We start from the raw sequence: 24619 nt of genomic DNA, 5'->3' as shown, positions 1-24619 counted from the left end.
GCTGGGGATTAGAATTCGCTGCGGGCGAAACCGGTCATCTCTTTCAGACCCATTTCCCGGCCCAGGGCGGTCATCGGATGGACGACCACCAGGCCGCGGACGCTTTTCTTCAGCTTGCCCATATCGGCCTGCTCTTTTTTGGTAATCGCGCGACGGAACGGCAGGCTCATCAGCTTTTGCGCCTCTTTGCTCAGCTTCTGGCTCTGGACGGAACGCAGACGTTCAATCTCCGTTTCCAGAGTGGCTTTTTCTTTTTCCAGCTCAGCGTATTTATCGGCGGCTTCCACCAGCGACAGCTCGGCCTGCTGGTGGCGGATGGCGTCGAGACGATCGCTCAGACGTTTGATTTCATTCTTTTCGACTTCTTTCATGGTGATTTGATCTGTTAATAAAGGGGCTTCATTCGCCTATAGTATGTGCCGTGACCGCTATTGTTGATAGCTATTTATCAAAAATTCGCCGTTAATCGCCGTCAGAATACGATACCTGAACCTGCTAATAATTTGAATTTTATTAATATTCTTTCTGATACCCGCTCTAATTTCATTTCTGTGAAGCCGGTCGGCAGATAAGCACGTTTTCCTTAACCCACGCCGGTGAATTGGCTAATGCTTAATCAGATTATTCCCAAAAGGAGGACGTGATGGCAAAGATCGGCGACGGCGTACCACGTTTAATCGACAAAGCGGTTGATTTTATGGCTTCCAGTCAGGCGTTTATGGAGTATTTGAAAAAGTCTCCGCGGCTGCAGCATGTACCGCGAGATATCCCGCAGGATAAGGAAGCGTTGTTTCTGCAGCGTCTGGAATATTATCGTCAGCTTTACCGGCCGACCTGCGACCAGACGGAGCCGGAATCAGAGCGTTGATTTCTGGAAGGCTTTTTTTAAGCTGATTCGTGAAATCAGCTCAGTCAGGGACAACACCATCGTTGAACGCACCATCTGCTGGTAACGCAGTTTCTGCATTGCCAGCAGTTCGGCGTCGCTGTCATCAAACTGCGGCGTTGGCGGCAGGGCGGCGACGCAGTGCAGTTCGCCGAACGGACCGATAATTTCGTCGTCGGTAAAGCTGTACTCATTGCCGTCGTGATTAAGCTCCTCGCGCAGGGCCATCAGCAGCTCGGCGTCTTCATATTCGGCACGACTTATCACCCCAAGGCCATAAATCAGCTTCAGGCGTACAGAGAGATCGCCGAGCGGCCCGCTGCCCTCCAGCAAGGGCTCAACGGCGTATTTCACCGCGTAGTCGTCTTTACGGAACACCTGAAGCACCAGAATATTGACCGCTTCCGTTAACAGCTCGACGGTGGCGATCAGGAAGCTTCGCACGGTTTTGCCAGCATTCAGACGCTCAAGCACACGGTTTTCAAATGCTTGTGTTTCTTCCATCATTGCCTGCATATCTGACAGGAGTCGTAATGGGCGCGACGTCTGTCGCGCCAGGTTGTGCATCATTTTACCGCGTTGTAGTCGTTAACGGCCTCCGCGACGACATCGCTTGCCGCGTCAAGGCCGGAAATCTGGGCCAGCGCGGCCTGCGGCCCCTTGTCGGCGATCAGCGCCGCCAGCTCCTGAGCCTGCGGATCGTCTTCGCTACGGAAATGCATCGCCGCCGCGATCCCTTTCACCAGGTTGCGGTGCGGCAGGCCGTATTCCAGTGTACCCAGCAGCGGCTTAATTAAACGGTCGCCGGCGCTCAGTTTGCGCAGCGGCTGACGGCCAACGCGCTCAACATCGTCTTTCAGGTACGGGTTCTCGAAACGGCCAAGAATTTTCTGGATATAAGCCGCGTGCTTCTGCGGGTCAAAGGCGTAGCGTTTGATCAGCACCGCGCCGCTCTCCTCCATCGCGCCCTGCACGACGGCCCGAATTTTCTCGTCGAGGATCGCATCGCGAATCGTCTGGTGGCCCGCCAGTTTTCCGAGGTAGGCGGTTATAGCATGCCCGGTGTTCAAGGTGAAGAGCTTGCGCTCGACAAATGCCATCAGGTTATCAGTTAATTCCATTCCCGGGATGGTCGGCAGTTCGCCCTTGAACTGGGTTTTATCGACGATCCATTCGCTGAAGGTTTCCACGGTGACTTCCAGCGGGTCATGGGTAGCGGACGCCGATGGCGGCACGATACGGTCAACGGCGGAGTCGACGAAGCCGATATGGGTTTCCACCCAGGCCTTATCTTCCTCCGCCAGGGCGTTAAATACGTGGCCTTTTAACTGCGTTGTGCCGCGCACCATATTTTCGCAGGCGATAATGTTCAGCGGGCGTTCGGTGCCCTGCGCTTTGCGCTTCGCCAGCCCTTTGGCGATGGCCGGGGCGATGCGCTCAAGGACCACGGGACCGACGGCAGTGGTCACCAGGTCGACGCTGGCGATCAGATCCACGACCTCGTCGCCAATGCTGCTGACGGCATTCACGCCGGAGACGGTATCCACCTGCTCATTTTCGCCAACGACTTGAACCTGGTAGCTATGACGGGCATTCAGGGCATCAAGTACGGTCTGATTAACATCGGCAAACGTCAGTTCGATGCCCGCGTCGGCCAGCAGTTTACCGATAAAGCCACGTCCGATATTACCTGCGCCAAAATGTAATGCTTTCATAGTAGTAACCTTCAATTAATGTTTTTACCTGAGAGGGCTGGGGTGAGGCTTTTCCCCTCACCCAAACCCTCTCCAAAAAGGAGAGGGAATGGACCGGTCTGTTTATTTATTCAGCAGCGCCAGTACGTCGTCGACGCTGGTGGTGTTCGCCAGTCGCTCAATCACCGTTTCGTCATCCAGCGCGTTGGTCAGGCTGGTAATCACCTGAATGTGCTCGTTGTTGCGGGCGGCGATGCCGATCACCAGGCGGGCAACATCGTCTTCATCTTCCCCAAAGCGCACCCCTTCCGGGTACTGGCAGAAGACGACGCCGGTTTTCAGCACGCGGTCTTTCGCTTCGATGGTGCCGTGCGGCACCGCGATGGACTCGCCAAGATAGGTCGAGGTCAGTTTTTCGCGGTCCAGCATCGCCTGCACATATTCCGGCTCAACGTAGCCGCCTTTCACCAGTTGCTCGCCGGCGAAGCGGATGGCTTCTTCTTTTGTGGCCGCTTTGCGACCGAGGAAGATGTTATCCGCACCCAGCTTGAACAGGTTTTTGTCAGTATCATCAAAGCTGTCTTTCAGGCTATCAGTGACTTTGACTTCGTTGTCGATGTGGCGCTGGGCCGCCACCAGACGCTCGGTCAGGCTGGTGTAGAGACCGCTGTCGAGGAAGTTGGTCAGCGAAATATGCTGCGCCTGCGGTACCTGGCGCATGGCGCGCTCGGTCAGGTCGCGGTGGGTGATCACCAGGTCAACATCCGGCGGCAGATTATTGATCGCGCTGTTGGTGACCGAGATGTTGCTCAGGCCGGCATCCTGCACTTTCTTGCGTAGTACCCCGGCGCCCATGGCGCTGGAACCCATCCCGGCGTCGCAAGCGACGATGATTTTCCGCACATGGCTCAGGTCGTTGGTGACATTGCCTGCCGCCAGCGGGTTGGCGCCTTTTGATTGCGCCTTCATGTCATGCATACGACGGGTTGCCGCTTCGATATCGTCTTCTTCTTTGACTTTGCTGGTCTTCAGCAGAACCGCAGAGACCACGAAGGAGACCGCCATCGCGGCGATAATGGCTGCGATGTTCGCGAAGTAGGCTCCTTTCGGCGTCATCGCCAGCACCGCCAGGATAGAGCCCGGGGAAGCCGGAGAGACCAGACCGCCGTTGAGGATGGTCAGGGTGAAGACACCGGTCATCCCGCCGAGGATAACGGCCAGGATCAGACGCGGGTTCATCAGCACGTACGGGAAATAGATTTCATGGATACCACCCAGGAAGTGGATGATAGCCGCCCCGCCTGCAGACTGTTTAGCGCTGCCGCGGCCAAAGAACATGTACGCCAGCAGAACGCCCATCCCCGGACCCGGGTTCGCTTCAATCAGGAAGAAGATGGATTTACCCAGCTCGTGGGACTGCTGAATACCCAGCGGCGAGAAGATACCGTGGTTGATGGCGTTGTTAAGGAACAGGATTTTCGCCGGTTCCACGAAGATAGACGCCAGCGGCAGCATGTCGTGCGCCACCATGAAGTTAACGCCAGCCGCCAGAATTTTCGACAGAACTTCTACCGCCGGGCCGATGCCGAGGAAGGCAAGAATAGCGAGGATCATCCCGATGATGCCGGCGGAGAAGTTATTCACCAGCATTTCAAAACCGGATTTGATCTTACCGTCGACCCAGTTATCGAACTTCTTGATGCAGTAGCCGCCCAGCGGGCCGGCAATCATGGAGCCGAGGAACATCGGCATATCCGCGCCGACGATAACGCCCATGGTGGTGATCGCCCCGACCACGCCGCCACGTTCGCCGCCGACTAATTTACCGCCGGTGTAACCGATCAGCAGCGGCAGCAGGTAGGTGATCATCGGACCGACCAGCTTCGCCAGCGTTTCGTTTGGCAACCACCCTGTCGGAATGAAAAGCGCGGTGATGATACCCCACGCGATAAACGCGCCGATATTCGGCATCACCATATTGCTGAGAAAACGACCAAAGCTTTGCACTTTGATCTTGATATCGGATGACATAAAACACCCCTTCTTCTGTTTTGCGTATCGCGCAGGCTAAAAGCCCGAGGTTTGTTGTTAATGTGGCGGCAGAGGTAGCCGGGCCCTGATTGATAGTGCGAAATCTGGCACTGAATCGTTTAGCTGTCCAGCCAACGCCTTTTTATGTGATGTAGATCACATGAATATAGGGTGCGCGGTGGGTTTTGTAGTGATTGTGATCACATAATTGCTGTGTAAAAAAACAACAGACCGTCGTTTTTGCCGCTAATCTGCGATTTTGTGTGATATTTGTCACAATTTTGTTTCGTGTTTTTGTTGTTTGTTTGTGATTTTGATCACAAAGAATTTCGCGGTGGATTTTCGCCGCTGTGATCTCGGCCCGGTTTTGCGGCCAGGGCGAGGTGGCTGTGTAACTAAGCAACCATGTTGGTTAAATAACTTTTTTCCACCGGATGGCAAAAATGAAAGGGGTGAATTATGCTCAAATCAGCGGCCCGGATGTCAGTGGGGCGTGAATAAAATTTATATAAATTATTAGCGTAAAGCCGAGGGAATTATGTTTCTCAATTATTTTGCGCTGGGTGTTCTGATCTTCGTTTTTCTGGTCATTTTTTATGGGATTATCGTTATTCACGATATTCCTTATTTGATTGCCAAAAAACGCAACCACCCCCATTCCGATGCTATTCATGTCGCCGGATGGGTCAGTCTTTTTACTCTCCATGTCATCTGGCCGTTTTTATGGATATGGGCCACGCTGTACCAACCTGAGCGCGGCTGGGGCATGCAGCATAAGGCGAATACGGACCCCGACGAACCTGAAAAAGAAAGCGATATACAACAGCTTCGCCAACGACTGAGCGACCTTGAACATCAGGTGGCGGCCATCCAGCGGCCACAGTCCACCTCTGCGGCGGAGAAATAAACTATGGATCTGTTGATAATTTTGACCTACGTGGCTATCGCCTGGTCGATATTTAAAATTTTCAAAATACCGGTAAATAAATGGACAGTTCCCACCGCGGCGCTGGGGGGCGTATTTATTGTTAGCGCGCTTATTTTATTAATGAACTATAACCACCCTTACACCTTTCTGGCGCAAAAGGCGGTGATATCTATTCCTATCACGCCGCAGGTTACCGGAGTAGTTGACAGCGTCACCGACAAAGCGAATCAGCGCGTCAAAAAGGGCGAGGTGCTTTTTACTATTGACCCGGCGCGCTATCAGGCGCGGGTCGACCGTCTGCAGGCCGACCTGGTGACAGCGCTGCACAGTATTAACACCCTCAAGGCGCAGCTCTCTGAAGCCCAGGCCAACACCACTCGCGTATCGGCGGAACGCGATCGCTTATATAAAGACTATCAACGTTACCTGAAAGGGAGCAAGGCCCGGGTGAATCCGTTCTCAGAAAGCGACATCGATAACGCCCGGCAGAATTACCTGGCTCAGGACGCGCTGGTCAAGGCGTCGGTAGCGGAACAGGCGCAGATCCAGAGCCAGCTGGACAGCATGATCAACGGCGAGCAGTCGCAGGTGGTTAGCCTGCGCGCCCAGCTGGCGGAGGCGAAGTACAATCTCGACCAGACTACCGTGCGGGCGCCCAGCGATGGGTATATCACTCAAGTGTTGATCCGTCCGGGGACCTACGCTGCCTCGCTGCCGCTGCGGCCGGTGATGGTGTTTATCCCTGAGCAAAAAAGGCTGATCGTCGCCCAGTTCAGGCAAAATTCGCTGTTAAGGCTGGAGAAGGGCGACGACGCGGAAGCGGTGTTTAATGCCCTGCCCGGACAGGTATTCCACGGCAAACTGGTGAGCATTTTACCGGTGGTGCCGGGGGGAACCTATCAGGCGCAGGGGGCGTTGCAGTCGCTGACCGTGACGCCGGGCAGCGATGGCGTGCTGGCGACCATTGAGCTCGATCCGAATGCCGAAATCGATGCACTACCCGATGGCATCTATGCGCAGGTGGCGGTCTACTCCGACCATTTCGCCCACGTTTCGGTGATGCGTAAAGTGCTGCTACGCATGACCAGCTGGATGCACTACCTCTATCTCGACCATTAATGCGATCGGCGGCAGGTTGAGCGGGATGCTCACCTGCCTTTTACCTCGCCCTGAGCCATACTCATATCTTTGTTGGCGATAAGGAGCAGGCTATGAAACTGATCGGCAGCTACACCAGTCCCTTTGTGCGCAAAATATCGGTGATCCTGCTGGAAAAGCGCATCCCTTTTGAATTTGTCAACGAATCCCCCTACAGCGAAAGCAACGGCGTGTCGCGCTATAACCCGCTGGGCAAAGTGCCGGCGCTGGTGACAGATGACGGCGAATGCTGGTTTGACTCTCCGGTTATCGCGCAGTATCTCGAGCTGCTGGGCGTGGCGCCGCCGATGATCCCCGCCGATCCCAGAGCCGCTCTCAGGATGCGCCAGCTTGAAGCGCTGGCAGATGGGGTGATGGAGGCCGCCCAGGCGCTGGTGCGCGAAAAAGCTCGCCCTGCGGTCCAACAGTCAGAGCAAGAGCTGCTCCGCCAGCGGGAGAAAGTGGCGCGCGGCCTCGACAGGCTGGAAGCCTGCGCGGCGGACGGAACGCTACGCGGCGACGAGGTCAATCTGGCGACCATCTCTACGGCCTGCGCCATTGCCTACCTGAACTTTCGCCGGGTGGCGCCGGGCTGGTGCGCCACCCGGCCGCAGTTGGTGAAGTTGGTGGATGCGCTGTTCCAGCGCGCCAGCTTTGCGCGCACCGAACCGCCGCGGACTTGACCCAGGCAGGTAACAGTTTGCGCAAGGAGGCGTTACAATCGCCGCTGATTGTTGACTCCCTCTCCCGTCGGGAGGGGGGAAAATAACTTACCGCCAGGCCCATTCATGACTACCGAAATTCATGCGCTTTATACCCGGCTTCCGGCCATTGACCGCTTACTCCGCGACCCCGCTTTTTCCTCCCTGCTGGTGCAGCACGGCCATTCGCAGGTGGTGACGCAGCTGCGCCAGATGCTGGACGAGGCGCGGGAACAGATCCGCCAGTGTCAGACACTGCCTGACTGGAGCCATGACTGGCTGAGTGCCTGCGCGCAACGGCTGACCGCCAGCCGGCAGAGTGCCCTGCGTCCGGTGTTTAATCTCACCGGTACGGTGCTGCACACCAATCTCGGGCGCGCCATCCAGGCTGAGGCGGCGGTGGAGGCGGTCGTCAGCGCGATGCGCGCGCCGGTGACGCTCGAATATGATCTCGACGACGCCGGGCGCGGCCATCGCGATCGCGCTATTGCCGATCTGCTGTGCCAGATCACCGGCGCGGAAGATGCCTGTATCGTGAACAACAACGCGGCGGCCGTGCTGCTGATGCTGGCGGCCACCGCCAGCGGCAGGGAGGTGGTGGTCTCCCGCGGCGAGCTGGTGGAGATCGGCGGGGCGTTCCGCATTCCCGACGTGATGCGTCAGGCAGGTTGTCAGCTGCACGAAGTGGGCACCACCAACCGCACCCACGCCAAAGACTATCGCCAGGCGGTGAATGACAATACCGCCTTGCTGATGAAGGTCCACACCAGCAACTACAGCATTGAAGGCTTTACCAAAGCCGTCGACGAAGCGGAGCTGGCGGTCATCGGCCGCGAGCTGGACGTCCCGGTAGTGGCCGACCTGGGCAGCGGGTCGCTGGTGGATCTCAGTCAGTATGGCCTGCCGAAGGAGCCGATGCCGCAAGAGATGATCGCCGCCGGGGTGAGCCTGGTCAGTTTCTCTGGCGACAAGCTGCTCGGCGGCCCGCAGGCCGGAATTATCGTCGGCAAACGCGCGCTGATTGCCCGCCTGCAGAGCCATCCGCTGAAGCGGGCCCTGCGCGCGGATAAAATGACTCTCGCGGCGCTGGAAGCCACGCTGCGCCTCTATCAGCATCCGGAAGCGCTGCGGGAAACCTTACCGACGCTGCGCCTGCTCACCCGCCCGGCGGACGAGATCCGCCGGCAGGCTGAACGCCTGCAGCCTGCCCTGGCGGCACACTATGCTGATTTTGCCGTCAACGTGGCAGCCTGCCAGTCGCAGATTGGCAGCGGCTCGTTACCCGTCGACCGTCTGCCTGGCGCGGCGTTGACCTTTACCCCCCATGACGGCCGCGGCAGCCGGCTGGAGGCTTTGGCGGCCCGCTGGCGCAGGCTGCCATGCCCGGTGATTGGCCGCATTTATGACGGCCGGCTCTGGCTGGATCTGCGCTGTCTGGAAGATGAAACCCGGTTTATGGAGATGTTGTTACGATGATTATTGCCACCGCTGGACATGTTGACCACGGCAAAACGACGCTGCTGCAGGCGATAACCGGCGTGAATGCCGATCGTCTGCCGGAAGAGAAAGCGCGGGGAATGACGATCGATCTCGGCTATGCCTACTGGCCGCAGCCGGACGGGCGGGTGCTGGGGTTTATTGACGTGCCCGGGCACGAAAAGTTTTTGTCCAACATGCTGGCGGGGGTGGGTGGGATCGACCATGCGCTGCTGGTGGTGGCCTGCGATGACGGGGTGATGGCGCAAACCCGCGAACACCTGGCGATCCTGCAGCTGACCGGAAAGCCGACGCTGACCGTGGCGCTCACCAAGACGGACCGCGTGACGGCCGCCCGGGTGGCGGAGGTTCAGGCGGAGGTCGAGCAGGCCCTGCGCGAACTTGGCTTTGACGCCGCCGCTTTCTTCCCCACCGCGGCGGTGGAAAACCTCGGTATTGCCGAACTGCGCAGCCATCTGCTGCAGCTTGCGGAGCGCCCCCATCCGCAGCAGCGGCGTTTTCGCCTGGCGCTGGATCGCGCTTTCACCGTCAAAGGGGCGGGGCTGGTGGTCACCGGGACGGCGCTCTCCGGCGAAGTACGGGTCGGGGATACCCTGTGGCTTACCGGCGTCAACACGCCGATGCGCGTCCGCGGTCTGCATGCCCAGAATCAAGCGGTTGAGCAGGCGCAAGCCGGGCAGCGTATTGCGCTGAACATTGTCGGCGATGCGCAGAAAGAGGCATTGCACCGCGGCGACTGGCTGCTCTCTACCCCGCCGCCGGAGCCTGCAGAGCGGGTGATTGTCGAACTGCAGTGCCATACGCCACTCAGCCAGTGGCAGCCGCTGCATATTCACCACGCTGCCAGCCACATCACCGGCCGGGTGTCGCTCCTTGAGGGCGACCTGGCGGAGCTGGTGCTGGATACCCCGCTGTGGCTGGCGGATAACGACCGGCTGGTACTACGCGATATCTCTGCTCGCTTGACGTTGGCCGGCGCACGAGTGGTGACGCTGGATCCCCCGCGCCGCGGCAAGCGTAAACCGGAGTATTTGCAGTGGTTGCACGCCCTGGCGGCGGTTGGCGCTGACGATGCGCAGGCCCTGGAGCTGCATCTGCAGCGGGACGCCGTCCGGCTTGAGCGCTTCGCCTGGGCTCGGCAGCTGAGTGAAACCGGAATGGCGGCCTTGATCCAGCGGCCTGACTATCTGCAGGCCGGACAGCGCTTGCTTAGCGCGCCGCTTGCCGCCCGCTGGCAGCGAAAATTGTTGGATGCCCTGGCGCGCTACCATGAACAGCATCGCGACGAGCCGGGCCCTGGCCGGGAGCGCCTGCGCCGCATCGCGCTGCCGATGGAAGATGAAGCGCTGGTGCTGCTGCTGATTGAGCAGATGCGCGAGAGCGGCTTAGTCCGCAGCCATCACGGCTGGCTGCATCTGCCCGAGCATAAAGCCGGGTTTACCGACGAGCAGCAGGCGGTCTGGCAGAAGGTGGAGGCCCTGTTCGGCGATGATCCCTGGTGGGTGCGCGATCTCGCGCGCGAAGTCCATGTTGAAGAGTCCCTGATGCGCGCGGTGCTGCGCCAGGCGGCGCAGCAGGGGATAATTACCGCGATCGTCAAGGATCGTTACTACCGCAACGATCGCATTGTGCAGTTCGCCCAGCGGGTGCGCGAGCTGGATCAACTGCGCGGGTCAACCTGCGCGGCGGATTTTCGCGATACCTTAAACGTAGGGCGGAAGCTGGCGATCCAGATCCTGGAATATTTCGATCGGATTGGCTTCACCCGCCGTCGCGGCAACGATCATATCCTGCGCGATAAGGCGTTGTTTCTGTAATCATTAACGCCTGCTCCCCGGCGGACAGCGAACGCTGTGTTGCCGGGGAAGAGGAGGTCGCGCTGTGCCGGGCCTTATTCGGCTTCCCGTACCCAGATACGCATTTCGCCTTCTCCGCGGTTTGCCCAGCTAAACCAGGGAATAAAGGTCAGCGTCTGTGAATGGGGGGTGGCCAGCGGGTGATCGTAGCTCCAGAGATTCTGCGCGTCGGCGTTTTCTGCATGTTTTCTGTAGCCTGGAGCCTGAATCAACATGTTGCGAGCAAACAGCCCCTTTCCTTCAAACACCGTGAACCTGGCATCGCGTGGCAGCAGCAGGTTATGCAGCGCTTCGCCGTTATCAGCTTGTTCGAGACAATAGACCAGTGGACCGCGCTGCAGCGCGACCTGGCCTGCCTGGTGACGAACAAGCGGATTGCCATATACCCGGCGAACCGGCATCGGCAAGGTAAGCATCAGGGTGTCACCTTCCTGCCAGAGATGATGGATATGCAGATAGCCCTGGCGAATATCCTGCGTGACCGGCGCGCCGTTCAGGGTGATGTGCGGACCCTCGCACCAGTCAGGTAGACGCAGCGCCAGCGTATGGTTCACTGTTGACGGTGATTCGATGACAATTTTGACCTGTTCCCGCCAGGGATAGTCACCGCTGATACGCAGGCGTAACGTCTTTTCCCCAACCGGGATCTCGACCTGATTGCCGACATAGAGATTGATATACAACGCCTCCTCGCGTGGCGTGTAGATATAATGCCCCAGTGAGGTCAGAAGACGAGCGATATTCGGTGGGCAGCAGGCACAGCCGAACCAACGCTGACGAACAGGCTTAACATGGTCATAAATATGATTGAATTTTAAAGACTTAGGCTGCACTTCCAAGGGGTTGACGTAAAAGAAATGTTTACCGTCCAGCGCCATACCGCCCAGAACGGTATTGTACAGCGCGCGCTCCATTACATCAGCATATTGGCTGTCGGCTTCCAGTTCCAGCATGCGGCGCGCGAACATCATCAGCCCGATAGAGGCGCAGCTTTCCGCATAAACGGTATCATTCGGCAGGTCGTAATCGCTGCTGAAGGCTTCCCCGCTGCTCTGTGAGCCAATGCCGCCCGTAATATACAGCTGACGCTGGACCATGTTTTTCCATAACCGCAGGCAATCCTGGCGTTTGCCTTCGTTCTTGCTCAGGCGCGCAAGGTGCGCTACGCCGGCCATTAAATAAACAAAGCGAACCGCGTGACCCACAGCGGTGGTCTGTTCGGCAAGCGGCAAATGCGCCTGGCTGTAGGGTTTATCCATCACCATCCACGCCGGCCCATAGGTATTCCAGAAGGAAGTTTTGCCGCGTTTTTCATACTCGATGTCATAGAAATGCGGCTGTGTCCCACGCTGTTCAACGAAGTAATTAGCCAGCGCCATATAGCGTGGTTCCTGAGTCACATCGTACAAACGCATTAACGCCAGCTCTATTTCAGGGTGTCCCGGGTAGCCGTGCAGTTGATTGTCGTCGGGACCAAACACGCTGTCGATATGATCGGCGAGGCGACATGCCACCTCCAGCAGGCGGCGTTTACTGGTCGCCTGGAAGAATGCCACCCCAGCCTCAATCAGGTGACCGGCACAGTACAATTCATGGCATTCGGCGAGATTGGTCCAGCGTTCCCCGGGCGCTTTCACCGTAAAATAGGTGTTCAGATAACCATCTTCACATTGCGCGGCGGCAATCAGCTCAATCACCTCGTCGGCGGTTTTTTCCAGTTCCGCATCTGGCTTCTGGCACAATGACCAGGCGACGGCCTCCAGCCATTTCGCCACATCGCTATCCTGGAACACCATTCCGTAGAATTCTCCTGCCTGCTGACCTGCGGCGATACGGAAGTTTTCTATCGCATGGCTGGGCTCAGCCTCGGCGATCCGGTCATTGAGGGCCTCCCACTGGTAGGGAATGACGACATCACGCACCAGTTGCTGATACTGACCCAGAAACGGATCGTTAACTTTCAGTTTGTGCAGATCGACTTCCATGATTTCTCCTTAAGACTGAACGTGACGTGCGCGCAGATCGGCTGCAATACGCGACATCATGGGATTGTTGAGCTTGCAGGCGCGGATAGCGAAGGCCAGCAACAGATGGAACAGCGCGGGCAGCAGGGTTTCCATCGCCGTGATCCCCGATAGTGAGGATGGAGTCTGGTTGCTGGCGCCGGGTTGATAAGCGACGTAGATAAATACCAGGCTGATAATGCCCGCACTGGAGGCCCATGCCAGCTTGATAAAGAACAGGTTGAAAGCAAAGTTCATCCCCGACGAACGGACACCCGTCTTCCATTCGCCATAATCATCAGAGAAGGCCATCAACGAAAAATGCAGCGGTAGGGTAAAGCCCAGGATGATGCCATTGCCGAGAATGACCGCCAGCCACAGCGTTTGCCAGGACGGACCGGTGGGCAGGAACCACATTCCGACCGCCAGTAAGGCCAGTACCACATTGGTGTAGTAATAGAGCTTGACGGTATCAACGTGGCGCGACAGCCAATTGACGATCGCGGCGCCCAGAATCGAGGAAAAGGTGACCATGGTGAAAAACAGCGATGTATAGCCAGTAGAGCCGCCGAGTACATAGGTAATGAAGTACATGTAGCCGCCACCGCGAATGTTAAACACGTTGATCAACAGGAATGACATCGCCAGCATGAGTAACAGCTGATCGTTTTTACGCAGACCGGCGATATGTTCGCGCAGGGTGAATTTGCCGAGCATCTCCAGGGAAACACGCTCACGTACCCAGAAAAAGCAGCACAGAAACATCACCGCCGCGATGGCGCACAGTACGCCGACACCATACTGATAACCCTGGGCGGTATTCCCCTGACCGAGCGCTTTTACCAACCACGGCAGGCCCACGGAGACCAGGAATCCTGCCACGCCGCATAGTACAAAGCGCCATGCCTGGCAGGAGATCACCTCGCTATGGCGAGTGGTCATCGTATTAATGAGCGCGCAGTAAGGGACGTTAATCGCGGTATAGCTGACTGAAAGCAGCAGGTAAGTGCCGAAGGCCCAGGCGATTTTTACCCCCATGCCGGCATCCGGCACGGTAAAGGTCAGCACGCCGATCGCTGCAATAGGAACCGCAATCCATAGCTGCCAGGGGCGAAAACGTCCCCATCGGCTTTGGGTCCGATCGGCGAGGACGCCCATGATCGGATCGGAAATAGCATCAAACACGCGCAGCGCAAGGAACAGAGTACCGACCAGCGCCGGGGTGAGCCCAAAGACGTCAGTATAGAAAAAAGTGAGAAAGTTCATGATCAGGCAGGTGATGACCGTGCCACCGGCGTCGCCCAGACCATAGCCTATTTTTTCACGGAGAGATAATTTGTCGTCCTGCATGTGCTTCGTGAGGTCGCTTGTCGTAATCGGAGCCGTAGTCATAAATAACTCCCGAAGATAATGTTCAGAATTATTCCGCTGTCTGGCCGGCGGACATTTTTTGTCTTTTGCAAATACATTAATTATTTTGCACCGAATAAACGAGGCAACAAGGGAAGGGAAAAGTATAAAAAGAGAACGATTCCGACTTTGTCATAAAAGTGTGATTCCGATCCGGAAAGGCGTTAATTTATGATTAATAATCAGTTGGAAAGAGATGTTTTATCGTTTCGTTAGCGGAAAATTAAATATATATGCTTGAATTATCCATGTCTCTTCCGATTCGCGTACAAAATGGCGGCTTATTTATTTCCCGTGGCGTCGGCAGCCATCCGGCGCGTAAACTGCAATCCTGGGAAATTATTTTTGTCGAAAAGGGAACGTTAACGATTTGCGAAGAGGATGAAATATTTAACGTTAATGCAGGGGAAAGTTTATTGCTGTGGCCAGAACGTTCTCATGTTGGGGTGGGGGAATTTCCCGCCGACCTGAAATTTTATTGGCTGCATTTTGAAGTACTGACGGAGAGTGTCCGGTCTCTGCCGCCAGCGCTGCTTAACGTTCCGCAACATACCCGCGTCAGCGATCCACAATACATTATTTCGCTGTTTCGCCAGTTTCTTCGTGAACAGGAGAACATTCACCGCAGCCTGGCGCTGGAGCTCCTGTTATTGCTGATACTGCAGCAGATTGCTGCGGCGGCAAGCGAAAAACCGGACGACAGTCCCGGCGCTGCGCTGGCCTGGAAAGCGCAGCAGATCATCCATACCCGTTACCACTTGCCTGTTTCAGCCTCGACGCTGGCGAAAGAGCTGCACTGTAATGCGGACTATTTAGGACGCGTGTATCGTCACGTTTTCCGCGTGACGTTGACCGAAGCGATCCATCGTCAGCGGGTCAGAGCGGCGGAAAAGCTGTTGATCAGCGATTCACTGTCGTTGACCGAAGTCGCGGGTCAGTGTGGCTTTAATGACGTCGGTTATTTTCGCAAGATCTTTCGTAAGCACACCAGCCTCACGCCTGCCGCCTGGAAGCGCCGCTACTGTAAGGAGCACATTAATTCAGCGTAATGAAAAATCAGTTGTGCTAGTGACTAAAAACAGCGCTGATTCCATTCAGGATCAAAGCGCGGGCAGGGACTATTCTGGCACCCTGCGGTTTTATCCCCAGGGAGCAGAGGATGAACCGGTTTCTTATTGCTAATGCCCAACAGTGTATTGGCTGTCGTACCTGTGAAGTGGCCTGCGCGGTGGCGCACCAGCAGGCGCAGGATGTGTCCATGCTGTCGACAAGCCATTTCGCGCCGCGGATCCGGGTGGTGAAAAGCGGCGAGATATCAACGGCGACGGCCTGTCGGCAGTGTGAGGATGCGCCCTGCGCCAGCGTCTGCCCGCAGGGGGCGATTCGTCTGGAGGAGGACGTCTGGTGGGTCGATCAGCGCCGCTGCATCGGCTGTAAAAGCTGCATGGTGGCCTGCCCGTACGGCGCGATGACCGTCACGGTGGTGAACCAGCAGGCGCAGGCGCTGAAATGCGATTTATGCCACCACCGCGCCGAGGGGCCGGCCTGCGTAGCCGCCTGCCCGACGCAGGCGCTGCGGGTGATGGCTCCCGCGGAGCTGGAGGCGCTATGCGCGCAAAAACGCCAGCGGCTGGCGCTGGCGTGAGCGGGTCCGCCGACGGACGTTACCCGTCAGCAGCGTCAGGAATTACGCTTCCTGTTCGCGCCAGGCGAATTCAACCTCTTCGGCGAGAATTTTCACCCCGGCCTCGATTTTTTGCGGGTCCGGCACATAGTTCATGCGCATGCACTGGTGGGTATGCGGCCACGGTTTATCGAGTCCTGGGAAGAAGTAATCCCCCGGCACCATCAGCACGCCGCGCTTTTTCAGCCGCTGATACAGCAGCTCGGTGGAGATCGGCAGATCCTTAAACCACAGCCAGAGGAAGATCGCCCCCTCCGGTTTGTGAATAAGGCAGCGCTCCTCCGGCAGATAGCGGCGAATAATGGCGATGGTCTCCTGCACCCGCTGGTAATAGAAGGGTTTGATCACTGTCTCTGACAGGCGCAGCAGATCCTGACGTTTAATCATTTCACACATCATTGCCGGCCCGATACCGCCGGGCGCGAGGCTGATAATGCCGTTCATGTTGCTGATGGCGGTAATGATTTTCTCGTTGGCGATGATAATCCCGCAGCGGCTGCCCGGCAGGCCGAGCTTGGACAGGCTCATACACAGCACGATGTTCGGATTCCACAGCGGTCGGGCGTTGCTGAAGATTATGCCCGGGAACGGCACGCCGTAGGCGTTATCAATCACCAGCGGGACCCCGTGCTGATTCGCCAGCGCATCCAGTTTGATCAGCTCTTCATCAGTGATGACGTTGCCGGTCGGGTTGGTGGGACGCGAGACGCAGATCATCCCGGTCTCCTCCGTCACCTGCAGATGCTCAAAATCAACGTGGTACTTGAACTGGCCTTCCGGCAGCAGTTCGATATTCGGCCGGGTGGCAACGAACAGATCCTCTTCCAGGCCGGCATCGGCATAGCCGATATATTCCGGCGTCAGCGGGAACAGCACCTTGCGGGTGGTACCATCTGCCCGACGCCCTGCGAACAGATTAAATAAGTAGAAAAATGCGCTCTGACTGCCATTTGTTAGCGCAATATTCTGTGGTTCGATCTCCCAGCCCAGTTCGTCGCGCAGCATCTTCGCCAGCAGGCTCAGCAGCTCGCTCTTGCCCTGCGGACCATCATAATTACAAAGCGCATCAAGGGCTTTGCCATTATCCAGCATGTCGGAGAGCAACTGCTGGAAGTAGTCATTCATCTCCGGGATCTGAGCGGGGTTGCCGCCGCCCAGCATAATAGCGCCCGGCGTGCGCAGACCGTCATTAAGGTCTTCCATCAGGCGGGTAATGCCTGAATGACGGGTGAATTTGTCGCCGAAAAGGGAAAATGTCATCGCGAATCGTCTGTCGGTGGTTCTGGAAAGTGGCTAACCATAACGCCAGCGCCAGCGTGGTGCAAATCGAAGGGAAGAGGGGTATTTTTGTTTTTATCCTGTGAATCGATATTTTATCAGCGTATTGTTCTGAATGGCTCCCGGCCGGGCAGGGAGCCACTCCTGTATTACTGCTGTTGTCCGGCCCAGATGACCATCACTTTGTCTTCACCGCTCTCGCGCACGAATCCGTAACCCCGCGGCATCGACAGCGTTGTCTGTTTGCCCATGCCGATCGCCGGATGGCGCGCGCGGAACTGGCCGATCTTCTGCCAGTGGGTAACGCTGCGGGCCGCTTTACCGTTGACATCCTGCCAGTTCATCTCTGAACGGGTGCCCTGCAGCGGGTCCGAGCCGGTGGGGCCGAACGGGCGCGACGACTCGTCACCATAGAAGATCTGCACGGCGCCAGGGGCCAGCAGCAACAGCTCCGCCGCGGTGGTACCGCCTTCGCGGAACAGCCTCGTATCATGTGAGGAGAGGTAGCTCAGCACGTTAAAGCTCTGCAGCTTGTCCGCCATTTGCTGCCAGGTGAGGTCAATGTTGGCCATGCAGGTCGCCGCTTTCGCCGCCTGATCCTGATAGTCGAAATTGATCATCGCATCAAAACCGTGGCGATAATAATCGCTCTGCATCACTCCATGTCCCCAGGCTTCGCCGGTCATCCAGAACGGCGCCGCATCCAGCGCTTTATCCGGATTGGCTTTCTTCCACTCCGCCAGCGCGGCGGTGGCCTGGGTTTTTAACTGCTGCCAGGCGTCCATCTCCACATGTTTGGCGGTATCGACGCGGAAGCCATCGATGCCGTAGTCGCGTACCCACTGGCTCAGCCAGTGCGTCAGGTAGTCGCGCGGCGTATAGCCCGGGATCGCTTTCGCTGCGGTGTCTGGTTTATGGCTATAGAAGTTCGGCAGGCCTGAGGCTTCCTTCGATTCGGTTTTCAGGTCCGGCAGGAAGGCCAGCGACATGGTGAGATCGTCATAGCCTGGGTTGTCATAATCGCCGATATCGGTGCGGATCCACTTCTTGCCCCACCATTTCTCCCAGCCGGCTTTGTCGCTGAAGTTGATATAGTCGTTAAAGCTGTGCCAGGTCTGGCCCGCGCCCGGTTTCCAGTCCGTCCAGCGCTCGCCAAGGGTTTTTTTCAGCTCATCGCCTTGCAGATACAGGGCACCGAACTGGAACTCCTGCATGTCGGCCAGGGTAGCGTAACCGGTATGGTTCATCACCACGTCAAACAGGATGCGTATGCCGCGCTTATGCGCTTCATCCACCAGTCGGCGGAGATCCGCTTCGGTCCCCATGTTGGCGTCCAGTTTCGACCAGTCCTGAGTGTAATAGCCGTGGTAGGCGTAGTGCGGGAAATCGCCTTTCGTCCCGCCGCCGACCCAGCCGTGGATCTGCTCGAGCGGGGAGCTGATCCACAGGGCATTGACCCCCATCTGCTGCAGATAATCCAGCTTGCTGGTTAATCCCTGCAGGTCGCCGCCGTGGAAGGTGCCTATCTCCTGCATGCCGTCTTTATGTCGGCCATAGCTATTGTCGTTGGCCGGGTTACCGTTCACGAAGCGGTCGGTCAGGACGAAGTAGACGGTGGCGTTGTGCCAGTCGAACGGCGCCGGCGCGGCCGTCTCGGCGCGCTCAAGCAGCAGCAGGCCATTGCTGCCGAAGGCGGGCTGCAGAGTGATTTTGCCGCCGCTGACGGTCGCGACATTGCCGCTGTAAAAATCGCGGACCTTGCTGCCCTCGGCGAAGGTTTTGCTAACGTCGATGGTCAGAGGTTTTCCATCCCACTTCGGACACTGGCGGATCTGCGGCGCCGCGGCGCTGGCCTCTTTTTCCTCCAGCGAAATCATCATCGTCGGCGTGCCGGAGCGGGTATCCACCTCCAGGGTATACAGACCCTGGCGGAAGATGCGCCATTGCGGCGGCGTGCCGCGACAGGGTTCCATGGAGAGCATCTGGTTGAGCTTAATGCCGCCGGAAGGCTGCCAGCACTGTTGGTCAAAATTTAGCTGCAGGGGACGTGTACCCTTCTCAACCACTTTCTGGCTGATGAAGCGGCCCGTCCCTTCTTCGGTGAAAGCAGGGAAGTCGGCAGTGGTCCAGGCGGCAAAGGCCATCCCAGGCACGAATAACGTGGCAAGCGCAGCGAGTTTCATTGCGGGATCCTTGAGCGGTTTTTATCTAGTGTGCCTTGTTGCCGCAAGGGTGAACTCCTCCCGGCGGACGTTTTACCAGGAGGATGAAAAGGGGTGAGTGACACCGCTCAAAAAATAGGCTAAAAATGAGACGAAGCTAGCATTTTCGCGCTGGCGATGCGGCGCAGAAACCGATTTCAGATGACAGCAATTCGGAATTGGACTATTTCTGTTGATGCCCTCAGTGCGTATTTTTGATACTATTAGCGATTCAGCTATCGTTTTTTTGTGAAAAACAAGGTGTTGGAATGCATATATCCGACCAGGAGACCTGATGATATCGAATCCCATACGACGATATGGGGCCGCCATACTTATGTTACTAACCTGCGTCTTTTCAGGTAGTGTGTTGGCAACAACGCACACAGCAACAAAGAGTCATAAAGCCCCAACGGTTAAGAAGATCAGTAGTACTAAGGTAAGCAGTAAACAAGAGTATTCTCGCAATAGTGTAAAGAGCAGTTCACTTCCTGACTTGCGAAAATACCCTTCCGGAACACCAAGGAAAAAAGCGTTTCTCCGGACGGTCATGCCTTATATTACCAAGCAGAATCAGGCGATTACTGCGGATCGTAACTGGCTTGTTTCCAAGCAGTACGATGCTCGCTGGTCGCCGAGCGAAAAGGCGCGCCTGAAAGATATCGCGACGCGTTACAAGGTGAAGTGGTCAGGCAATACGCGTCATGTGCCATGGAACGCGCTGCTTGAGCGTGTCGACATTATTCCGAACAGCATGGTTGCGACCATGGCGGCGGCGGAAAGTGGCTGGGGTACCTCTAAGCTGGCGCGTGAGAACAACAATCTGTTCGGCATGAAGTGCGGCGCTGGTCGCTGCCGCGGCGCGATGAAAGGCTACTCGCAGTTTGAGTCGGTGGAGCAGTCGGTGCAGGCTTACGTCACCAACCTGAACACCCACCCGGCCTATTCCTCTTTCCGCAAATCGCGCCTGCAGCTGCGTAAGGCGGATCAGGAAGTAACGGCCAGCACCATGATTCATAAGCTGAAGGGGTATTCGACCAAAGGGTCGAGCTACAACAACTATCTCTTCGCGATGTATCAGGATAACCAGCGGTTAATTGCCGCGCACATGTAATGTGCTTATCTACGTCATTATTAATGCCCGGCGCGCAAGCCCGGGCATTTTTCTTTGCTCTCTACATCATGACTTCACTGTGCCGGTCACGGTACTCTTTCGGCGTCACGTCGTACTCCTTCTTAAACACCGAATAGAAATATTGCAGCGACGGGTAGCCGCACATCTGCGAAATCTCATTGATCGACAGGCTGGTGGACACCAGCAGGCTGCGCGCCTTTTCCAGTTTCTCGCTGTGGATCACCGTGTGGATGGTCTCCCCCACTTCCTCTTTAAAGCGTTTCTCCAGGTTGGAGCGTGAAATGCCGACGGCGTCGAGCACCTGCTCCACCTTGATGCCTTTGCAGGCGTTGTTGCGAATGTAATGCATCGCCTGAATCACGGAGGGGTCGTTTAACGACCGGTAGTCGGTGGAGCGTCGCTCAACGACGCGCATCGGCGGGATCAGCTGGCGCTGCAGCGGGAGCGCCTCGTTATTCAGCAGCCGGTGGAGTAATTTTGCCGCCTGATAACCCATCTGGCGGGTGCCCTGGGCGACGGAGGAGAGGGCGACGCGAGAGAGATAGCGGGTCAGCTCTTCGTTATCGATGCCAATAACGCACAGTTTCTCTGGCACCGGGATATGCAGCAGCTCGCAGGCCTGCAGGACGTGGCGGGCGCGGGCGTCGGTGACGGCGATGATGCCGGTTTGCGGCGGCAGCGTTTGCAACCAGTCGGCGAGCCGGTTTTGCGCGTGCTGCCAGTTTTCCGGCGCCGTCTCCAGCCCCTGGTAGACCACGCCGCGATACTTCTCCTTCGCTACCAACTGGCAGAAGGCGTACTCGCGCTCTACTGCCCAGCGTTTACCGCTGGAGGTGGGGAGTCCGTAAAACGCGAAGCGGTGTACTCCTTTTTCCTTCAGATGAAGAAAGGCGCTTTCCACCAGCGCGGCGTTGTCCGTGGCGATATAGTGGACCGGCGGGTACTGCTCTGGCTGATGATAAGAGCCGCCGACGCCGACGATGGGGACGTTGACATCGGCCAGTAGCTTTTCGATTTCGGGATCGTCATAGTCGGCGATAACGCCATCGCCTAACCACTCTTTGATGTTTTCGATTCGCGCCCGAAAATCCTCTTCAATAAAGATATCCCACTCCAGCTGGGAGGCCTGCAGATACTCGCCGACACCCTCAACCACCTGACGGTCATAAGCTTTGTTGGCGTTGAATAACAGCGTAATACGGTGACGCTTTTCAAACATAGATGATGTTCCTGCTCTAACCCCGGTCATACCCCTTCATTCATGATGTTGCCGATGGCCTGGCTTTCTCATTCACCCCGGCCACGTACGCGATACGCGGCCGGGATGCGCCGTCTGCAACCCGAATGCTGTTGGGTATACACTACCGGCTAATGCCCGAGATATTTCAAGCGCCTTATGGCGAAGTTTGGCGGTAGCGCAAAGAATTCAGACATTCTTCAGAGAGCGCTTCCTTACGCGCGCCGCTTGGTGGCGGAGTCCATCCACACCGCCAGCAGCAAAATGGCGCCTTTGACGATATATTGCCAGAAGGTGGCGACGTCCATCATGCTCATGCCGTTATCCAGGGCCGACATAATAAACGCCCCCATTACCGCCCCGGCGACGCTGCCGATCCCGCCCGCCAGGCTGGTGCCGCCGATAACGCAGGCGGCGATGGCGTCCAGTTCGGCGATGTTGCCCGCCGAGGGCGACCCCGCGCCGAGGCGCGAGCTGAGGATCAGACCGGCAATGGCGACCATCAGGCCGTTAATGGCAAACACCGCCAGCTTGGTACCCTCGACGTTAATCCCGGACAGGCGTGCCGCCTCCAGGTTGCCGCCGATGGCGTAGATGCGGCGGCCAAAGGCGGTACGAGTGGCCATGAACAGCCCTGCCAGCAGCAGGGCGGCGAGGATCAGTACCGGCGTCGGCACACCGCGATAGTCATTGAGCAGCCAGATTGCGCCCAGCACAATCACCGCGGTAATGGCCTGGCGGCCAACGGCGGCGGTGGAGGACGCGGTCGCCAGACCTAACGCCTGCCGGCGCATCCGTCCGCGCCACTGCCAGATAATGAACGCCGCCATGCCGACAACGCCGATGCCAAAGCCAATGCCATCTGGCAGGTAGCTTTGGCCGATCTGCGCCATCGCCGGGCTGGTGGGCGAGACGGTGGTCCCGTTGGTGATGCCGATCAGAATGCCGCGAAACGCCAGCATCCCGGCGAGGGTGACGATAAACGAGGGAACCTTACGATAGGCCACCCACCATCCGTTCCACGCGCCGAGCAGCAGGCCCATCACCAGCGTCACCAGAATGGTGAGCGGCAGCGGCCAGCCGAGCCAGACGTCAAAGATCGCCGCCGCGCCGCCGAGAAGCCCCATCATCGAGCCGACGGACAGGTCGATTTCTGCCGAAATAATCACAAACACCATGCCGACGGCGAGGATGCCGGTGATGGCCGTCTGGCGCAGCAGGTTGGAGATATTGCGTGCGCTCAGGTAGGCGCCATCGGTAACCCAGGTGAAAAACAGCATAATGACGACGATCGCGGCGATCATCACGAAGACCTGGAGGTTAAGCCCCTTCAGCGCCGGCAGGGCGGTAGGGGCGGTTGGAGTAAGTTTGATTTCAGACGACGTGTTCTTCGACATGGCGTTCGCTCCTCAGCGCGGCTTCCATCACCTGTTCCTGGGTCAGATGTTGATTAACCAAATTGGCTTTTAGCCTGCCTTCGTGCATGACCAGCACCCGATCGCTAAGACCAAGCACCTCGGGCAGTTCGGATGAAATGACAATGACCGCGATGCCCTGCTGCACCAGCTGGTTAATCAGTTTATAAATTTCATACTTCGCCCCGATATCGATGCCGCGGGTGGGTTCGTCGAGGATCAGAATGCGCGGATTAAGCAGCAGACAGCGGGCCAGAATCGCCTTTTGCTGGTTGCCACCGCTCAGGCGGCCAATCGCCAGCTCCGGCGAGGAGGTTTTAATTTTCAATCGCTGAATGGACTGCTCAATACAGTGCTGCTCGGCGGCGTCGTCCAGGCTGCTCATCGCGCCGGTGAACTGGCTGAGCGCTGCCAGGGTAATGTTCTTACCTACCGCCATTACCGGCACGATACCGTCTTTTTTGCGGTCTTCCGGCACCATGGCGATGCCGTGGCCAATGGCCTGCTGACAGTTAGTGATGCTGACCGGCTGGCCATCAATAAAAATCTCCCCCTGCCAGCGCCCCGGCCAGACGCCGAACAGGCACTGCACCGCCTCGGTCCGTCCGGCGCCGACCAGCCCGGCGATGCCGAGGATTTCCCCGCGACGCAGGGAAAACGAGACGTCGTTGACCCGTTTAATATGACGGTTTACCGGGTGCCAGGCGGTCAAGTGTTCGACCCGCAGGATCTCCTCGCCGTGGGCGTGCGGTTCGCTGGGATAGAGCGCGGTGAGCTCCCGGCCAACCATCATGGTGATGATGTCGTCTTCGCTCATGCCGCTGGCGTCGCGAGTGCCGATGTGCTGGCCGTCGCGGATCACGCAGATTGTATCGGAGATCGCTTTGACCTCATTGAGCTTGTGCGAAATATAGATGCAGGCGATATCGTGGTTTTGCAGATCGCGAACGATCGCCAGCAGCGTCGCGGTCTCTTGTTCGGTTAAGGAGGCGGTCGGTTCGTCGAGGATCAGCAGGCGAACCTGTTTATTCAGCGCCTTGGCGATCTCCACCAGCTGCTGCTGACCGAGGCCGAGGTCGCCGACGCGGGTGTCGGGCGAAATGGGCAGATTGACCTGCGCCAGCAGCTTCTGGCAGCGCAGCGTCATGGTTTCATAATCCAGCAGACCGTGGCGGGAGATCTCGGCGCCGAGGAAAATGTTCTCCAGCACGGTGAGATGTTTCACCAGCGCCAGCTCCTGATGAATAATGGCGATGCCTTTGCGTTCGGTATCGCGAATATGGTTTGCCTGCAGCGTTTCGCCGGCAAAAATAATCTCCCCCTCATAGCTTCCGTGCGGATAGATACCGCACAGCACTTTCATCAGCGTCGATTTTCCCGAACCATTTTCACCGCATAACGAGACCACCTCGCCAGCGTTCAGGCGCAGGCTGACATTATCCACGGCCTTAACGGCGCCGAAGGTTTTGGTGATGTTCTTCATTTCGAGTAGCCAGGCCATAAAGACTCCGAAAAGTGATATCCGG

The 24619-nt window shown here is 57.4% G+C and carries 20 protein-coding genes; 9 read left to right on the top strand and 11 right to left on the bottom strand.

What is annotated here, in order from left to right; genetic code table 11:
• Nucleotides 1-8: 8 nt before the first annotated feature.
• On the bottom strand, nt 9-371 hold the full coding sequence (locus ACQUTI_RS20110) for a YibL family ribosome-associated protein (RefSeq protein ID WP_002922410.1): 363 nt from the start codon (nt 369-371) through the stop codon (nt 9-11).
• A 272-nt stretch (nt 372-643) separates the two neighbouring features.
• On the opposite strand from ACQUTI_RS20110, the gene ACQUTI_RS20105 reads away from it, so the two are divergent.
• Entirely contained in the window at nt 644-868 is a 225-nt protein-coding gene (locus ACQUTI_RS20105) for a hypothetical protein (RefSeq protein WP_002922402.1), read from the top strand.
• On the opposite strand, the gene mtlR is transcribed toward ACQUTI_RS20105, so the two are convergent.
• From mtlR to mtlA, 3 genes are all read right to left on the bottom strand, one after another.
• Nucleotides 857-1453 (bottom strand): mannitol operon repressor MtlR, encoded by a 597-nt coding sequence (mtlR, locus tag ACQUTI_RS20100; protein ID WP_025999221.1) that lies wholly within the window; start codon nt 1451-1453, stop codon nt 857-859. The genes ACQUTI_RS20105 and mtlR overlap by 12 nt on opposite strands.
• Nucleotides 1453-2601: a mannitol-1-phosphate 5-dehydrogenase gene (mtlD, locus tag ACQUTI_RS20095; protein ID WP_428923351.1), complete on the bottom strand. Its 1149-nt coding sequence runs from the start codon at nt 2599-2601 to the stop codon at nt 1453-1455. The genes mtlR and mtlD overlap by 1 nt, the downstream gene beginning before the upstream one ends.
• Nucleotides 2602-2703: 102 nt before the next feature.
• A complete protein-coding gene (mtlA, locus tag ACQUTI_RS20090; protein WP_017900038.1) occupies nt 2704-4611 on the bottom strand; it encodes a PTS mannitol transporter subunit IICBA in 1908 nt (635 codons plus the stop codon).
• A 538-nt stretch (nt 4612-5149) separates the two neighbouring features.
• Here mtlA and ACQUTI_RS20085 point away from each other — a divergent pair.
• The 5 genes from ACQUTI_RS20085 to selB all read left to right on the top strand — a co-directional run bounded on the left by ACQUTI_RS20085 (nt 5150) and on the right by selB (nt 10691).
• Complete coding sequence (locus ACQUTI_RS20085) at nt 5150-5518, top strand: DUF3302 domain-containing protein (protein WP_004205035.1); 369 nt, start codon at nt 5150-5152, stop codon at nt 5516-5518.
• 3 nt (nt 5519-5521) lie between these two features.
• Nucleotides 5522-6658, top strand: coding sequence for an HlyD family secretion protein (locus tag ACQUTI_RS20080; RefSeq protein ID WP_428923350.1), 1137 nt, complete (start codon nt 5522-5524; stop codon nt 6656-6658).
• Nucleotides 6659-6750: 92 nt separating this feature from the next.
• Nucleotides 6751-7359 carry a glutathione S-transferase gene (locus ACQUTI_RS20075; protein ID WP_043522705.1) on the top strand — a complete coding sequence of 203 codons (609 nt, stop codon included), beginning with the start codon at nt 6751-6753 and terminating at the stop codon, nt 7357-7359.
• Nucleotides 7360-7464: 105 nt separating this feature from the next.
• Complete coding sequence (selA, locus tag ACQUTI_RS20070) at nt 7465-8853, top strand: L-seryl-tRNA(Sec) selenium transferase (RefSeq protein ID WP_043522703.1); 1389 nt, start codon at nt 7465-7467, stop codon at nt 8851-8853.
• Nucleotides 8850-10691: a selenocysteine-specific translation elongation factor gene (gene selB, locus ACQUTI_RS20065; protein WP_049115157.1), complete on the top strand. Its 1842-nt coding sequence runs from the start codon at nt 8850-8852 to the stop codon at nt 10689-10691. Before selA ends, selB begins: the two co-directional genes overlap by 4 nt.
• A gap of 74 nt (nt 10692-10765) precedes the next feature.
• Here the strand turns inward: selB and ACQUTI_RS20060 are convergent, their stop codons facing one another.
• Nucleotides 10766-12715, bottom strand: coding sequence for a glycoside hydrolase family 127 protein (locus ACQUTI_RS20060; RefSeq protein ID WP_049115155.1), 1950 nt, complete (start codon nt 12713-12715; stop codon nt 10766-10768).
• Nucleotides 12716-12724: 9 nt separating this feature from the next.
• Nucleotides 12725-14125, bottom strand: coding sequence for an MFS transporter (locus ACQUTI_RS20055; protein ID WP_048293888.1), 1401 nt, complete (start codon nt 14123-14125; stop codon nt 12725-12727).
• Nucleotides 14126-14376: 251 nt separating this feature from the next.
• On the opposite strand from ACQUTI_RS20055, the gene ACQUTI_RS20050 reads away from it, so the two are divergent.
• Complete coding sequence (locus ACQUTI_RS20050; protein WP_004205028.1) at nt 14377-15192, top strand: AraC family transcriptional regulator; 816 nt, start codon at nt 14377-14379, stop codon at nt 15190-15192.
• Nucleotides 15193-15302: 110 nt separating this feature from the next.
• The gene (locus ACQUTI_RS20045) at nt 15303-15788 is read left to right on the top strand and encodes a 4Fe-4S dicluster domain-containing protein (RefSeq protein WP_004205027.1); all 486 of its coding nucleotides are present in this window, start codon (nt 15303-15305) and stop codon (nt 15786-15788) included.
• A gap of 42 nt (nt 15789-15830) precedes the next feature.
• Here ACQUTI_RS20045 and avtA read toward each other — a convergent pair whose 3' ends face one another.
• Nucleotides 15831-17087 (bottom strand): valine--pyruvate transaminase, encoded by a 1257-nt coding sequence (gene avtA, locus ACQUTI_RS20040; RefSeq protein WP_004205026.1) that lies wholly within the window; start codon nt 17085-17087, stop codon nt 15831-15833.
• 167 nt (nt 17088-17254) lie between these two features.
• Nucleotides 17255-19288: an alpha-amylase gene (locus ACQUTI_RS20035; RefSeq protein ID WP_043522692.1), complete on the bottom strand. Its 2034-nt coding sequence runs from the start codon at nt 19286-19288 to the stop codon at nt 17255-17257.
• Nucleotides 19289-19601: 313 nt separating this feature from the next.
• Between ACQUTI_RS20035 and ACQUTI_RS20030 the strand changes: the two genes are divergently transcribed.
• Nucleotides 19602-20420, top strand: a complete 819-nt coding sequence (locus ACQUTI_RS20030) for a protein bax (protein WP_017900030.1) — start codon at nt 19602-19604, stop codon at nt 20418-20420.
• Nucleotides 20421-20481: 61 nt separating this feature from the next.
• Here the strand turns inward: ACQUTI_RS20030 and xylR are convergent, their stop codons facing one another.
• The 3 genes from xylR to ACQUTI_RS20015 form a co-directional block, all read right to left on the bottom strand.
• Entirely contained in the window at nt 20482-21660 is a 1179-nt protein-coding gene (xylR, locus tag ACQUTI_RS20025) for a D-xylose utilization transcriptional activator XylR (protein WP_004205023.1), read from the bottom strand.
• Nucleotides 21661-21893: 233 nt separating this feature from the next.
• Nucleotides 21894-23075 carry a xylose ABC transporter permease XylH gene (gene xylH, locus ACQUTI_RS20020; protein ID WP_428923349.1) on the bottom strand — a complete coding sequence of 394 codons (1182 nt, stop codon included), beginning with the start codon at nt 23073-23075 and terminating at the stop codon, nt 21894-21896.
• Complete coding sequence (locus ACQUTI_RS20015) at nt 23053-24594, bottom strand: xylose ABC transporter ATP-binding protein (protein ID WP_017900028.1); 1542 nt, start codon at nt 24592-24594, stop codon at nt 23053-23055. The genes xylH and ACQUTI_RS20015 overlap by 23 nt, the downstream gene beginning before the upstream one ends.
• Nucleotides 24595-24619: the final 25 nt, after the last annotated feature.

Source organism: Klebsiella sp. 7-CIP_Kleb., from assembly GCF_050378655.1.
Lineage (GTDB): Bacteria > Pseudomonadota > Gammaproteobacteria > Enterobacterales > Enterobacteriaceae > Klebsiella > Klebsiella quasipneumoniae.
The sequence above is the reverse complement of the archived record's forward strand: the minus strand, read 5'-3'. Positions and strand labels throughout refer to the sequence as shown.

Coding starts and splice junctions, on each gene's coding strand:
- ACQUTI_RS20110 (WP_002922410.1), bottom strand. CDS start 371: ATGAAAGAAGTCGAAAAGAATGAAATCAAACGTCTGAGCGATCGTCTC.
- ACQUTI_RS20105 (WP_002922402.1), top strand. CDS start 644: ATGGCAAAGATCGGCGACGGCGTACCACGTTTAATCGACAAAGCGGTT.
- mtlR (WP_025999221.1), bottom strand. CDS start 1,453: ATGCACAACCTGGCGCGACAGACGTCGCGCCCATTACGACTCCTGTCA.
- mtlD (WP_428923351.1), bottom strand. CDS start 2,601: ATGAAAGCATTACATTTTGGCGCAGGTAATATCGGACGTGGCTTTATC.
- mtlA (WP_017900038.1), bottom strand. CDS start 4,611: ATGTCATCCGATATCAAGATCAAAGTGCAAAGCTTTGGTCGTTTTCTC.
- ACQUTI_RS20085 (WP_004205035.1), top strand. CDS start 5,150: ATGTTTCTCAATTATTTTGCGCTGGGTGTTCTGATCTTCGTTTTTCTG.
- ACQUTI_RS20080 (WP_428923350.1), top strand. CDS start 5,522: ATGGATCTGTTGATAATTTTGACCTACGTGGCTATCGCCTGGTCGATA.
- ACQUTI_RS20075 (WP_043522705.1), top strand. CDS start 6,751: ATGAAACTGATCGGCAGCTACACCAGTCCCTTTGTGCGCAAAATATCG.
- selA (WP_043522703.1), top strand. CDS start 7,465: ATGACTACCGAAATTCATGCGCTTTATACCCGGCTTCCGGCCATTGAC.
- selB (WP_049115157.1), top strand. CDS start 8,850: ATGATTATTGCCACCGCTGGACATGTTGACCACGGCAAAACGACGCTG.
- ACQUTI_RS20060 (WP_049115155.1), bottom strand. CDS start 12,715: ATGGAAGTCGATCTGCACAAACTGAAAGTTAACGATCCGTTTCTGGGT.
- ACQUTI_RS20055 (WP_048293888.1), bottom strand. CDS start 14,125: ATGACTACGGCTCCGATTACGACAAGCGACCTCACGAAGCACATGCAG.
- ACQUTI_RS20050 (WP_004205028.1), top strand. CDS start 14,377: ATGCTTGAATTATCCATGTCTCTTCCGATTCGCGTACAAAATGGCGGC.
- ACQUTI_RS20045 (WP_004205027.1), top strand. CDS start 15,303: ATGAACCGGTTTCTTATTGCTAATGCCCAACAGTGTATTGGCTGTCGT.
- avtA (WP_004205026.1), bottom strand. CDS start 17,087: ATGACATTTTCCCTTTTCGGCGACAAATTCACCCGTCATTCAGGCATT.
- ACQUTI_RS20035 (WP_043522692.1), bottom strand. CDS start 19,288: ATGAAACTCGCTGCGCTTGCCACGTTATTCGTGCCTGGGATGGCCTTT.
- ACQUTI_RS20030 (WP_017900030.1), top strand. CDS start 19,602: ATGATATCGAATCCCATACGACGATATGGGGCCGCCATACTTATGTTA.
- xylR (WP_004205023.1), bottom strand. CDS start 21,660: ATGTTTGAAAAGCGTCACCGTATTACGCTGTTATTCAACGCCAACAAA.
- xylH (WP_428923349.1), bottom strand. CDS start 23,075: ATGTCGAAGAACACGTCGTCTGAAATCAAACTTACTCCAACCGCCCCT.
- ACQUTI_RS20015 (WP_017900028.1), bottom strand. CDS start 24,594: ATGGCCTGGCTACTCGAAATGAAGAACATCACCAAAACCTTCGGCGCC.